The following is a 12,759-nucleotide window of genomic DNA, read 5'->3' on the forward strand; positions in this document are numbered from 1 at the left end:
AATTTAATGAGCAAATATATCTAATTCTGCCCACCCTTCTAAATCCAATTCTATTCTAGTGGGTAAAAATTTAAAACAAGATTCTGCAAGTTCCATACGATTTTCACGTATTAAAATATTATTTAATTTAGCACGTAAACTGTGCAAATATAATACATCATTAGCTGCATACTCTAACTGTTCCTTAATAAGGCTTGCCTCTCCCCAATCTGAAGATTGTTGCTGTTTCGATATTTGTACTGAAAGCATATCCCTACATAAATCACGTAATCCATGAGTATCTGTATAAGTTCTGGCTAAACGAGAAGCAATTTTAGTACAATAAATATTTTGAATAGCAATATTTAAATAATATTTAATAATTGCTAAGTCAAAACGTGCAAAATGAAATATTTTACATCTGCTTTCATCTAATAATAATTGTTTTAAATTAGGTACATTATAACCTTTATTATCAAATTTTATTAAATGAGCGTCCCCATTTCCATCCGATAATTGTAATAGACACAGTCTGTCTCTTGGAATATATAATCCCATAGCTTCAGTATCTATAGCAATATCTCCTTTTAAAGTAATATCGCTTGGTAAATCGTCCTGATGAACAAATATAGCTATATTATCCTCCTATATTTCCATTTTATATATTAATAATTTTATATAAACTAATCCTACAACACAAGATATTTGGTGCCCAGAAGAAGACTCGAACTTCCATAGCAATTAAGCTGCTAGCACCTGAAGCTAGTGCGTCTACCAGTTCCGCCATCTGGGCTATAGTCAAAAAACATAGTTTCAACATAATTACTACTTATGTTATAAATGAAAAGTCAAAATTTGCAATACGAAAATCTTATATATATTAATATTTTAATTAATCATTTATTAATTAACTTTTAATAATTAATACCTTAAATAAATTACCCATTTGGGTCGGTGAAACTAATCTTTCCATAGAAAGTAATAGCTCTTCTGCCTGTAAGTTAGTTAATTTAGGTAATAATGTTCGAGCCCTGAGCTGTATACCCATTTCTTGCAGAAACTTCCCCTGAGATATTATATCCATTACTTTTACACCTTTAACTATTGCTGCCTGAGCTAAAGTATAAAAATCAACATGGGCTGTTATATCCGCTTCACCAAGATTCTGTAATATTGGATGAAATTTATGATTATAAATAGCTTGTAGAGTCGAAATATATTGCTGATTAGGATAGTTATTATCACGATAATAACCATAATCTATAATTAACGCTATACCGCCAAAGGATTTTATATGCTCAGCAACTTGCTTAATTATATCTATAGACTGATAAGAGATTTCAACTATATCTCCATTTTCTACATGTGGATAATCTAATGTTAATAAAGTACGGGTACGCGCATCAACAGTTTCATATATAAAACACAGTTCTTCTGTACTACTTTCCATAGTAACCATAATTTCATGCCATTCATTTGCCAATTTTATATATTGATTAATAGGTAAAGCATCAAAAAACTCATTACATACTAAAATTAAAGGTTTTTTAGGAATTTCTGCAAGATTATTATGCCACGAGATATCAAGATTTTGTAATAAATTAGCGTTCAATAAATTATGTTTTTGTATTTGTTGTAATGTAGGACTAGTTTCTATCATATTTATATTAATAGCTTCATGAAAACCTGAGATATTACGTGTAGCAAGCAATACATCTCGCATCATAGTACCACGTCCTGGTCCCAGCTCTACTAATAATATATCTTTAAGTGAAGATAATTGTTGCCATTGATACACGCTCCATATGCCAATCATCTCTCCAAAAAGCTGGCTTATTTCTGGAGATGTAATAAAATCTTTATTAGTACTTAAGTTATATTGTGATGAATAATAACCATATTCAGGATCAGAACTAATAGCTAACATTAACTCTGATATATTGATCTTATTTTTAACTTTAATTAAACTTTTTATTTTATAACTTAGCTCCATAGATTTAAAATCTTATTTTTAATAATATTAATATAGCTAACCTAAAACACATCATATATAAAACTGTTTAATAATAAAAGTATTATAAATTATTAATAAGCAACCACAGTTACATATATAATATATACTAAATAATAGTAATAGTTTCTTTTTCATATTGTGTATTAATTATAAAATATTATAATAGTTATAATAATTGTAATCATTAACTTTTGATTTGATAATATGCATATAAGTACTAAATTTAAATACAAATTGTATATTTTCACCTTCATTACAACTATTACCGTACTTTCTAGCTATTTCATATATCATGCCATTAATGGAGAACGTGGTATTTTAGCATTTATCAGATTGACACATCTAACTAATAAAACTAATATAGAATTAGAAAATGTTAGAGCTGAACGTATAGTTTTAGAGCATAAAGTTAATTTAATGAGATCAGAATCTTTAGATTTGGATTTACTAGATGAACAAGCCCGTAAAATACTAGGCTATTCAGATGCAAACGAAATCGTTTATATCAAACCAAATACTTCTGCACATAAATTTTTGCATTAAACATAACTTAAAAAGCATAAAATTAGTTGACTGTTTCATATTATACTAATATATCTTGCTTTTTGAGTCATTATTTTTTAGCGTATTTAAGTATAAAGGTATTTTATGCATAAGAATCTTATAAGCTTAGTATGTGCTGTCGTCACTATGTTTTTAGTTACAGACATAGCAATTGCTAAAGCTACAAAACCACATAATACTAACAATAGTTCTTTATCTTATATTATTAATTCTATGCTTCCTAAAGAAAATATTGAAGTAAAGCAAGTACGAAATTCTATAGTATTATCCGGTACTGCAAGTAGTTCCGAAATTGCAGATAAAGCAGAAAAATTGGCTAAAGAATATATAGCAAATAACGGTAAAGTTTTAAATTTTATGAAAATCAAAAATACACAACAAGTTATGTTGCGTGTAAAAGTTGGAGAAATCATAGGTAATAATCTTAGCTCCTCTCAAACAGACAATTTAGGATTTGATGATCTAGAACAACGTGGTTTAATCAAATTAGTTGCAGAACCAAATCTAGTTGCAATTTCTGGTGAAAAAGCAGAATTTTTGTCTGGGGGAGAATTTCCTGTACCTACATCCCAAAAAGATGGTATAGTTTCTGTAGATTATAAATCTTACGGCATAAAATTAAGTTTTTTGCCAATCGTTTTATCTCCTAACAGAATTCGTCTAAATGTTGAACAGGAAACTTCTGAATTAAGCAAAAATGGTACTGTTCAGATATCTGGTATTACTATACCTGCAGTTACTTCAAGAAGAGCCAAAACCACTATTGAACTTGCTCCTGGTGAAGGATTTATGATAGCTGGTTTAGTAAAAGATGAGCTAAAACATAATCGTAGATTCAGTAATGAGCTAGTAATTTCTGTTACTCCTTACTTGGTAGATCCTGTAACAAGGAAAAATATTAGATTTCCTACAAATGATAGATATATACCTACGCAGCTAGAGAAGAAATTTATCGAAAAAGTGAGTAATACAAATAATATTCAAGTCAATACAGCAGATGCTATTGAATTAGAAGGTCCTATAGGTTTTATTGCGGAGTAAACTATGAAAATTATATCCAAATTAGTTATTTTTACGACAATGTTATGCATAGCCTGTGTTAATCGCAGCTATACACGGATAGAACCAGAAAATTTAATTGATTTTTCTTCTGAACAGGTATCTTTTTCTTTATCTTCTCCTTCTGTGCAAGAAGATGTAACGAACTGGCTAACAAATGATCAACCTACCTCTGTAGAATTAGGATGCACTATAAGTAATAAAACCTGCTCTAATATTGTAAAACTCTTGAATTTATACGGTATAAATTATAATTTTAATACTATAGATAATAAGATAACATTATTTTATAATAAAGTAGTAGCTCGTGATTGTAACAGAATATCTAGTGATAAGGATGGCAATATTATTAGATCACATAATTTAGGGTGTGCGGTAAGTGCTAATATAGTACAGATGGTAAGTGATCACAAACAATTTATTGAACCATCTCTTCTAGACTTACATGATGCTACAAAGTCAGTACATCATTATAATAACACTTATCTTTCTAACAAACATTAATTAAAAGTATATATTATGACAGAACTTACATTATCAATTATAAAGCCTGATGCCACAAGACGTAATATTATAGGTAAAATTGTAACACGTTTTGAAGATGCCGGATTAAAAATAGTTGCACAAAGAATGCTACATATGACTAAAGATCAAGCTTCATCTTTTTATATAATACATAAAGATCGTCCTTTTTATAGTTCTTTAATAGAATTTATGACTTCAGGCCCTATTGTAGTACAGATATTATCAGGAGAAAATGCTGTCCAACGTAACAGAGAAATTATGGGAGCTACTAATCCAAGTGAAGCGGCTGTGGGTACAATTAGAAAAGATTTTGCTGAAAATATTGAAGCTAATTCAGTGCATGGCTCCGATAGTTTAGAAAATGCCAAACAAGAAATAGATTTCTTTTTTAAACCGCATGAAATTATGGTTTAATCACTATATATTAGTTTAAAAGTTTTTTGCGAACATACCTACTTACCAGTTATCTTAGTATAAAGTTATCAAAAAAGGAGTTTATATGGGAGTGAAGCTTGTTTGTAAAAATACAAATTATGAATTGTCTTCTACTTCTGACATTAAGGTTCAAATTATTAAAGAATTTAAAGGTTCTGATCTAGAAGATTTATGTGATTCAGCAATTGCTACTATGCATGATAGCTATGGTTTTAGCATGGGATTTAATGTTAATTTAACCTCTGATTATACAACTATTCTAGAAAATTATTTTCGTGGAGTATTATTAGTACCAGAACGTATATTAATAGTGGCTAGAATGGATAATGTTATAGCTGGCTCAATTCAACTTCTTAAGCCCTTCCCTAATAATTATACTACATCTTTTGCTGGATCTATAGAAAGCCACTTTGTAGCGCCATGGGCTAGAGGTCATGGTTTAGCAAAACATCTTTTAGATAAAGCAGAAGAACTAGCACATGATTTTAATTTATCAATCATTAAATTAAGTGTTAATGTTACCCATGAGGCTGCTATAAAATTATATGAAAATTCTGGTTACCAAAAATGGGGAACTTTAGAAAAACATGAGCTAATAGGTAATACCTTAGTAGCAGGCAATTATTATTACAAAAATTTATAATAATTATTCAATATAAAACTATAGATAAATACATATAATATTGGTATAACTGTATTATTAAGGATTTTATGTTATATATTAATAAAAGTAAAATTCATTAGTATATGAAAAATATATTATTAGGTAAGATTTTTAATTGAATTTTATTTATAATTTTAGCCATACATGAAATATATTATTATTAGTAAATACCATCATGCATTCTGAATTATTACTGTAGTAATTTATATAAGGTAGTTAAATGAAATGTAGCTTTTATTGTACAGCTAATGCTTATCAAGTGGACAATTTGGTAAAGTTTTTACATAGTGAAGGATTTGAACCTAAGCTTTATGACCAAGTGATTCATCTACAAAGCATAGAAGATTATGATGGTAATTCAGAACCACGACACGTTTTTTATTTTGCATATGGTTGCGTAGTATTTTGGGGATTTGATAAAACAGAAGAAACTTCCATGCTTAATGCATTGAAAGCATTTGAACTGGAGCCATTATCGAGTCCTATCACAGATGACTGTACTTACATTTTCAGCCCTTCAGAGGATAATACCTATATTAACGAAGAAGATGATGAAATTATATTTGCATCTCAGGATCCTTTAATTAAATTATCTTTATCATATGGACTATCACAGTCAGTAAAATTAATAGCTTTTGAAACTTCAGTGGATGCTACTATTGCCAGAACTAAGTATATACCTGAAGAATTACGTATTATGGGTAGAACTTCTTTACCTAGGAAAAAACTAGCACAAATGATAGGTGCCTTGTTTGCTGAACGTAATTCTATAAACTTACATAGCGATATATTAGATACACCGGAATTTTTTTGGCGTAGATCTCGCTATGAAACCTATTATAATATTGCTTCCCAATACATGGATATTGAAACAAGGCTTGATATTTTGAATCGTCGTTTATCTGTAATACATGAGTTATACGAAATTTTATCTAGTGAATTACAACATTTACATTCTTCAAGGTTAGAACTAATTATAGTATGGTTAATAGCCATAGAAATTATCCTAGTGTTACTTAGAGATTTTATAATATAAATAATTTTTAGCGTTAAAAATCATCTCAATACATAAGTTCCTAATCTATGCAATGCATCTTTTAGTTCAGATTCTCCGATTTTATTTAATAAGTAATCAAGATGTTTTGCTTGTTGATTAGAAAGACGTACTTCATTTAGAAAATCTAATATATTATCTTCGTGTAAAATAGGATTTTGGGTGATTTTTAATTTATGTATGATTTTGCTACCTAAATATATAGCTAACTTTTCTATAATCATAGGTTCCATATAATACAATTCAGTAGCACTACTACTAGTAAGTATCTCGATGTGCAAAACGTTTGCACGCTGACTATATATAATTTTCTTAGGTATAGTATATTTAGATAACTGTGCACCTATAATTTCCTGCCAATCTGACAAAATTTTTGCATAATGCACTCCATAACGTTTAAGAGCAGGCTCTGTCAATTTATTTAAATAATTACTTATAGGTCTCACTCTAGATTATCTATCCTGTTCTGAAATGCTTTAATGACTTTACAATACAATTTTTGTTTAAATGGCACAATAATCACCGGTAACTCAGATAATTCAACCCAGCGCCATTCTATAAATTCTGGATGTTCTGTATTCAAATTAATTTCACTATCTTGTCCTAAAAATTTACACAAAAACCACTTTTGTTTTTGTCCCCTATATTGCCCATTCCATAATTTTGGTATTAAACGCTTTGGTACATTATAATAAAACCATTCTTTACTTTCTGAGATAAATCGTACCTTGTTAGTGCCAATTTCTTCTAGCAGTTCTCTCATTGCAGCCTCTTTAGGAGTTTCATCATTATCTACTCCTCCTTGAGGCATTTGCCAAGCATTCTGTTTATCTACCCGTTTACCAACAAATACTTGCTTTTGGTTATTAATGATCATAATACCTACCCCAGTTCTATATGGTAATTCAATATTATTCGAAGCCTGCATAATTACCATTATTAGTTTTAGTTATAAATTCATTAATATCTACAAGTATTATATTTTTATTGTGTAATGTAGCAATCCATTTATAAAGCATTTCCAAAGTTAACGGATATGCTCTTCCAATTATTACTGCTTTCCCTTGACTTTTAAGTATTTCCTCTAATATATATAATTGTTTATTAATACCTTCAGGAGAAAGATCTTCATCGAGAATTAAGTCTACCGATACAGAAGTTAGATCTAAAGATTCCTTTACCTTTTGGATGTTTATATTACCCTTATTAGATACGAATAATAATTCTTTAGATTTTATAAATGCTAATAAAGACAGGACCTTCTCTTCAGAAGAAGTAAACTGCTCTTTTGGCATAGTATAAAAACCCAGGATATTTTCTACTCTTGATACTAAAAACTCTAATTTTTGTAAAATCTCTTGAGCATTCATAGATCTAAGCAAAGCATAATTACCCGCATCATCATTTGGATAATTTATAGGTTCCAGCGGTAAATACATTAATAAGTTATAACCTGCATTTGAAAAACTTTTCGATAATGTAGGTAAATTATAACCATAAGGAGATAAACCTATACTCGTAGTTTTAGGTAAAGATAAAAGTTTTTTAGTATTCTCAGCATTAAGACCAGCATCAGCAATGATAATGTGTAAATAAGGTAGAGATATATTTACTGCTTGCTTATTTGGGGTAAGCAAAGTTTTGGATTTATTGTCTAATTTTATAGATAATTTTTTTACTACAGAGTCTAACTGAAACGTTACACGCAATCCTTCATTTTTAGCATATTCCGTGTTTAATATTAAGTTATATATAAAAAATGTTACAAAAAAAAACGCTATTAGTAACGCTATAATAAAATAAATTTTATTATTATGATTCATTTATCACTTACTTCCCTAATAATTTCTCATGCTAAAAATAACACTTTAATATTAATGTATTGCCTGATTAAAAATATTCATACCTTTCAATAAATCTATAGCACGCGCTAGCTGATAATCTTGTTCATATAAAGACTTCTTAGTTTCAGAGGTTTCTACAGCGATAGATTGTAGCTGCTTATTACTATCATTTTCATTACGTAAATGACCCCGCAATTTAGCTTCTGAATATAACCTGACTGTATCATTTTTTTCAATAAACTCAATTTTTGCTGGCTCTACTGATATATCAGGCACTATACCTTCTGCCTGAATAGAACGACCAGAAGGGGTATAATATCGTGCTGTCGTAAGCTTTATAGCTCCATACTCCGGTATATTAATAATACTTTGTACAGATCCTTTACCAAAAGATTTAGTACCCATAATTATTGCACGTTTATGATCTTGTAATGCACCTGCTACAATTTCTGCGGCTGATGCTGAACCACCATTAATAAGCACCACTATAGGAATACCTGTAATAATTTCACGATTACTTGCATTATACCTTATAACACTATCTTTACTACGTCCTCTAGTTGAAACTATTTCTCCTCTGGCCAAAAAAAGCTCTGTTACTTCTATGGCTTGGTTCAGTAATCCGCCTGGATTATTACGTAAGTCTAAAACTATACCTTGTAATTTACCACTCATATCAGACTTCATTTTATTTAATATATTTTTCACAGCTTCAGCAGTTTGCTCAGAAAAAGAATTTATTCTTACATATCCTATATTATTAGCTTCTATCCTCGTTTTAACAGGCGTAACTTTTATAATTTTTCTTGTTATATTAAATTCTAAAGGTTCGCTATTCCCTTCTCTTAAAATAGTCAATTTTACTTTAGAACCTGCTTTTCCTCGCATTTTTTTTACCGCTTCAGTCAAGGTCATGCCAGTTACAGATTCGTCATCAATACTAATTATATAGTCTCCATTTTTAATACCTATTTGAAAGGCAGGAGTATCATCTATAGGAGATATGACTTTTACAAAACCATTTTCAACTGTTACCTCCATGCCTAAACCCCCAAACTCCCCCTTAGTTTGGACTTTCATTTCTTCAAAGCTTTTCTCATCCAAATATCCAGAATGGGGATCTAAAGAAGATAACATACCATTAATAGACGCTTCTATTAAATCTTTATCTGAGATTTCAACTACATAGTCTTTTTTTACTTTTTCAAGTACATCGCCATACAAGCTTAATAATTTTATAGCTTCCACGTTATTTGTAGAAGATTTTTGCGCTAACGTTGAACCTAACCCTGCAAAACACACTATACATAGCACCAATAAACTTAATCGCATTTTTTTCATAACTACTCATCAGACATTAATTTTATAGTATGCCAGTATATTATTACCAAATTTACTGTCAATCCTAAACTACCCATATTGTTATTATATACACCAAATAAATCTTTGTAATAGATTTAATTTATTTCATAATATTCTTTATATTAAATTATTTAAAATGGTAACAAAGCTGGTTATTATATTAATATTTACAATCAATTGAAGTAATAAAAATATAGAGAAAAAATTATTATATAGCCAATATAACCTATTTTTTAAACTTCAATTAAACAAAATAATATTAACTTATTTTTTACTCTATTAAGATTATAATATACCATAATGCCTATATCCAAATTAAGAAAGCATTTTTATAAAATAATGGATTTTAATCGTATTTTTTATAAAAAATGCTTTCTGGTACTATATTAAATTATAATTTTCATTAATATATTAGATGCATAATTTTATTAAATTGATTATATATAGAACAGAATATAATAAAAACAGTTGTTTGGTATTAGAATACCAAAGATTAAAAGAAATTTTGAATTTAAAAAGGTATAATGAATGAGTGCAACTATTTTGGTGGTGGATGATTTACTTCCTAATATAAAGCTCCTCGAAACAAAACTTATCCAAGAATATTATGATGTTATGACAGCACGTAGCGGTTTCGAAGCCATTAAGGTAGCAAAAGAAAATCCCATCGATATAATATTATTAGATTCTACAATGCCTGACATGGACGGCTTTGAAACATGTAGGCAATTAAAATCAGATCCTAAAATTGCACATATTCCTGTAGTAATGATTACAGCAATAAATGAATTAGATATGAGAGTACGAGGATTAGAAGCTGGAGCAGATGATTTTTTAACAAAACCTATAAATGACACTGCCTTGTTCGCACGTATAAAATCTTTAGTACGTATCAAAATTATGCTAGATGAGCTAAGATTAAGAGGTCAAACAGGTATTAATCTTGGATTACTCAACAATCCTAACTCCAATAACCTAATGGACATCTCGGGAGCACGTATAGTAATAGTAGATGATGATATAGCTCAAGCTGAACATATTTCTAGCAAATTATTACCTATAGCTAATCTTTATATAGAAATTATTTCTGATCCTTCAACTGCATTTGATCAAATAGTTGCTACACAATTTGATTTAATTATTGTGAGTACTCAATTAAATAATTTTGATGGATTAAGATTATGTTCTCATATCAGAAGTCAAGAGCAAACTAGACACTTACCTATTTTGATCTTAGTCGGAGAAACTGATAAAAAGATTTTGATTAAAGGTTTAGATATGGGTATAAATGATTATTTAGTAACGCCTGTAGAAGGTAATGAACTCTTAGCAAGAGTAATTACTCAATTAAGACGTAAAAAATATCAAGACGCTTTAAAATTTAATTATCAAAAAAGCCTAAATATGGCCTTAACTGATGGATTAACAGGCTTATATAACAGACGATATTTTGACGCCCATTGTGTTACCCTACTTGAAGAAATGCGTACTACTAATAAACCACTTGTAATATTAATAGTAGATTTAGATTTATTTAAAGAAGTCAATGATACCTACGGCCATATTGCCGGTGATGAAGTATTAAAACAGCTAGCAGAATGTATTTTACAAAATGTACGTGTAACAGACTTAGTAGCCCGGTATGGTGGAGAAGAATTTGTAATCATGATGCCAAATACCACCCTTCATGATGGACAAGAAGTAGCAGAAAGAATTAGAAATTCTGTTGCATCGCATAATTTTCATATATCAACAAATAATAAACCCATTAGTAAAACTATTAGTATAGGTATTACATTAATGGACTCTTCCGATAATCCAGAAACTATTTTTAATAGAGCAGACAGAGGTTTATATAAAGCCAAAGAATCAGGAAGAAATCAAGTAGTTATAATGTCATAAACAGTTTTTTATAACTGCTTTTTAACTTACTCTTAGTTATGATATATAGTAAATTAAGTTGTATTTGGGGCTAGTAGCGACAAGCGAAACCTACAAATAGTAGAAGAGATTTGAGCTCACTGCGTCCCGAATTCAAATCAATTTACTATATAGAAAAATTTTGGGCAAAAATGAAGAGCTGGATTAGGAAGAATATCAATGCTTGTGAAAGTTTATATCAAGCTATTGTATAATTTTTCTTTTTTCCTAGGTTCTGTGAAGTTTTCTAAAAAATATGGTTTTTAGAAAACTTCACAGAACCTAATACAGGTTAATTTATTATAGTACTTTAAATAAGGAATATACCTTAAGTTATCAGTGAACAAAAAGTACCTTTATTTTCATTTGCTATTTTTTCTGACCAGGTACCTTTGCTAATAATTACATAGTCTTTTTCTAATGTATTATCATCTGAAATTACGTAACATTTACCATTTTTTTCTATTATTATATCTTTATGCTCTGGTATCTGGTTATCATCTTTTGTAATGTGTTCAAAACCATAATTTCTGTAAGCTAGAATATAATTATATATCATAGTATAAGGAGTATCTATCCAAAACTTAAAAAATATCTCACCAAAATTTCTTACTGATTCCATAAAATTAGAACCTATGGACTCAAAATTTTTCAGGCTAGAATCTTTCATTACTTCTTTTATTTTAGTTTTTAAACTCGTTTTAAAAGTTTGTGCTTCATTATTACTATTCACTTTTGTTTTGATACCTAAACTGGCTAATAATACAATAGGAGTATATAACAGATTAGGTATAGTTATATCTTTGGTATAGCTAAGCATATTAGTAACAGCTATTTGAGTTACTGTAGGTGTAGTAATACAAGCTAAACTTAGGCCTGCAGCTAAAAAAGGTTCTCCTCTTATAAATGAATAAATTAACGCACTATAGACACTTGTTCCTATTAAGATACTACCTTTTAATGAAGGTATTTTATTAGCTCTACCATATAGAAATGCACCTGTAGCGAATGTCGCAAACATTAAAGAAAATTTTGTATAATACATCAAAAACGCCATGCTAGAAATCGATATTAATAAATCTTTTCCATGCTTTAATATATAGTCTAATGCTCTCGATATATAGCTTTTATGTTTACCTCTAGGAGCTTGAACAGTTGGAGTTGTAGTAAAAGCATTTAATAAAGATTGGCATATAGAACGGCTTGGTGGAGTGTATGTAGGTATATTTTTATCTATAATATTTTCAAAACTATATTTAGTCACATTTATACTGTATTTTGTAGTTACTTATTAAAATAACATATTTATATAAAATTTCTTTATAAATCAATCCTTTTA

14 protein-coding genes and 1 tRNA gene are annotated in these 12,759 nt (G+C 29.1%); 7 read left to right on the forward strand and 8 right to left on the reverse strand.

Translation table 11 applies throughout. The annotated features are described in order from the left end of the window. Window positions 1–3: 3 nt before the first annotated feature. From NOVO_03870 to NOVO_03880, 3 genes are all read right to left on the reverse strand, one after another. Window positions 4–537 carry a Ribonuclease D gene (locus NOVO_03870; protein ID AIL65158.1) on the reverse strand — a complete coding sequence of 178 codons (534 nt, stop codon included), beginning with the start codon at window positions 535–537 and terminating at the stop codon, window positions 4–6. A gap of 148 nt (window positions 538–685) precedes the next feature. After that, a tRNA-Ser gene (locus NOVO_03875) sits at window positions 686–772 on the reverse strand. 114 nt (window positions 773–886) lie between these two features. Next, window positions 887–1,972 carry a hypothetical protein gene (locus NOVO_03880; protein AIL65159.1) on the reverse strand — a complete coding sequence of 362 codons (1,086 nt, stop codon included), beginning with the start codon at window positions 1,970–1,972 and terminating at the stop codon, window positions 887–889. Window positions 1,973–2,197: 225 nt separating this feature from the next. On the opposite strand from NOVO_03880, the gene NOVO_03885 reads away from it, so the two are divergent. The 6 genes from NOVO_03885 (at window position 2,198) to NOVO_03910 (ending at window position 6,276) form a co-directional block, all read left to right on the forward strand. Continuing rightward, complete coding sequence (locus NOVO_03885; protein ID AIL65160.1) at window positions 2,198–2,536, forward strand: Septum formation initiator; 339 nt, start codon at window positions 2,198–2,200, stop codon at window positions 2,534–2,536. A gap of 105 nt (window positions 2,537–2,641) precedes the next feature. Further along, complete coding sequence (locus tag NOVO_03890) at window positions 2,642–3,598, forward strand: Flp pilus assembly protein, secretin CpaC (protein AIL65161.1); 957 nt, start codon at window positions 2,642–2,644, stop codon at window positions 3,596–3,598. Between the two features lie 3 nt (window positions 3,599–3,601). Next, the gene (locus NOVO_03895) at window positions 3,602–4,120 is read left to right on the forward strand and encodes a hypothetical protein (GenBank protein ID AIL65162.1); all 519 of its coding nucleotides are present in this window, start codon (window positions 3,602–3,604) and stop codon (window positions 4,118–4,120) included. Window positions 4,121–4,135: 15 nt separating this feature from the next. After that, complete coding sequence (gene ndk / locus NOVO_03900; protein ID AIL65163.1) at window positions 4,136–4,555, forward strand: Nucleoside diphosphate kinase; 420 nt, start codon at window positions 4,136–4,138, stop codon at window positions 4,553–4,555. Window positions 4,556–4,640: 85 nt separating this feature from the next. Then, on the forward strand, window positions 4,641–5,219 hold the full coding sequence (locus NOVO_03905) for an Acetyltransferase (GNAT) family protein (GenBank protein ID AIL65164.1): 579 nt from the start codon (window positions 4,641–4,643) through the stop codon (window positions 5,217–5,219). Between the two features lie 241 nt (window positions 5,220–5,460). Continuing rightward, window positions 5,461–6,276 (forward strand): hypothetical protein, encoded by an 816-nt coding sequence (locus NOVO_03910; protein ID AIL65165.1) that lies wholly within the window; start codon window positions 5,461–5,463, stop codon window positions 6,274–6,276. Between the two features lie 20 nt (window positions 6,277–6,296). Here the strand turns inward: NOVO_03910 and NOVO_03915 are convergent, their stop codons facing one another. The 4 genes from NOVO_03915 to ctpB are packed head-to-tail and all read right to left on the reverse strand — an operon-like array spanning window position 6,297 to window position 9,479. After that, the gene (locus NOVO_03915) at window positions 6,297–6,740 is read right to left on the reverse strand and encodes a hypothetical protein (protein AIL65166.1); all 444 of its coding nucleotides are present in this window, start codon (window positions 6,738–6,740) and stop codon (window positions 6,297–6,299) included. Beyond that, window positions 6,737–7,231, reverse strand: coding sequence for an RNA pyrophosphohydrolase (gene rppH, locus NOVO_03920; protein ID AIL65167.1), 495 nt, complete (start codon window positions 7,229–7,231; stop codon window positions 6,737–6,739). Before rppH ends, NOVO_03915 begins: the two co-directional genes overlap by 4 nt. Further along, the gene (locus NOVO_03925; protein ID AIL65168.1) at window positions 7,206–8,117 is read right to left on the reverse strand and encodes a Divergent polysaccharide deacetylase; all 912 of its coding nucleotides are present in this window, start codon (window positions 8,115–8,117) and stop codon (window positions 7,206–7,208) included. The genes rppH and NOVO_03925 overlap by 26 nt, the downstream gene beginning before the upstream one ends. 51 nt (window positions 8,118–8,168) lie before the next feature. Next, window positions 8,169–9,479: a Carboxy-terminal processing protease CtpA precursor gene (gene ctpB, locus NOVO_03930; GenBank protein ID AIL65169.1), complete on the reverse strand. Its 1,311-nt coding sequence runs from the start codon at window positions 9,477–9,479 to the stop codon at window positions 8,169–8,171. Between the two features lie 549 nt (window positions 9,480–10,028). Here ctpB and pleD_2 point away from each other — a divergent pair. After that, window positions 10,029–11,402, forward strand: coding sequence for a Response regulator PleD (gene pleD_2 / locus NOVO_03935; protein ID AIL65170.1), 1,374 nt, complete (start codon window positions 10,029–10,031; stop codon window positions 11,400–11,402). Window positions 11,403–11,748: 346 nt separating this feature from the next. Here the strand turns inward: pleD_2 and NOVO_03940 are convergent, their stop codons facing one another. Next, complete coding sequence (locus NOVO_03940) at window positions 11,749–12,684, reverse strand: hypothetical protein (protein AIL65171.1); 936 nt, start codon at window positions 12,682–12,684, stop codon at window positions 11,749–11,751. Window positions 12,685–12,759: the final 75 nt, after the last annotated feature.

It is taken from the genome of Rickettsiales bacterium Ac37b (assembly GCA_000746585.2).
GTDB lineage: Bacteria > Pseudomonadota > Alphaproteobacteria > Rickettsiales > Arcanibacteraceae > Ac37b.

What these genes read in the sequence shown, in the direction of transcription:
- NOVO_03870 (AIL65158.1), bottom strand. Translation starts at nt 537, where the DNA reads ATGGGATTATATATTCCAAGAGACAGACTGTGTCTATTACAATTATCG.
- NOVO_03880 (AIL65159.1), bottom strand. Translation starts at nt 1,972, where the DNA reads ATGGAGCTAAGTTATAAAATAAAAAGTTTAATTAAAGTTAAAAATAAG.
- NOVO_03885 (AIL65160.1), top strand. Translation starts at nt 2,198, where the DNA reads ATGCATATAAGTACTAAATTTAAATACAAATTGTATATTTTCACCTTC.
- NOVO_03890 (AIL65161.1), top strand. Translation starts at nt 2,642, where the DNA reads ATGCATAAGAATCTTATAAGCTTAGTATGTGCTGTCGTCACTATGTTT.
- NOVO_03895 (AIL65162.1), top strand. Translation starts at nt 3,602, where the DNA reads ATGAAAATTATATCCAAATTAGTTATTTTTACGACAATGTTATGCATA.
- ndk (AIL65163.1), top strand. Translation starts at nt 4,136, where the DNA reads ATGACAGAACTTACATTATCAATTATAAAGCCTGATGCCACAAGACGT.
- NOVO_03905 (AIL65164.1), top strand. Translation starts at nt 4,641, where the DNA reads ATGGGAGTGAAGCTTGTTTGTAAAAATACAAATTATGAATTGTCTTCT.
- NOVO_03910 (AIL65165.1), top strand. Translation starts at nt 5,461, where the DNA reads ATGAAATGTAGCTTTTATTGTACAGCTAATGCTTATCAAGTGGACAAT.
- rppH (AIL65167.1), bottom strand. Translation starts at nt 7,231, where the DNA reads ATGGTAATTATGCAGGCTTCGAATAATATTGAATTACCATATAGAACT.
- NOVO_03925 (AIL65168.1), bottom strand. Translation starts at nt 8,117, where the DNA reads ATGAATCATAATAATAAAATTTATTTTATTATAGCGTTACTAATAGCG.
- ctpB (AIL65169.1), bottom strand. Translation starts at nt 9,479, where the DNA reads ATGAAAAAAATGCGATTAAGTTTATTGGTGCTATGTATAGTGTGTTTT.
- pleD_2 (AIL65170.1), top strand. Translation starts at nt 10,029, where the DNA reads ATGAGTGCAACTATTTTGGTGGTGGATGATTTACTTCCTAATATAAAG.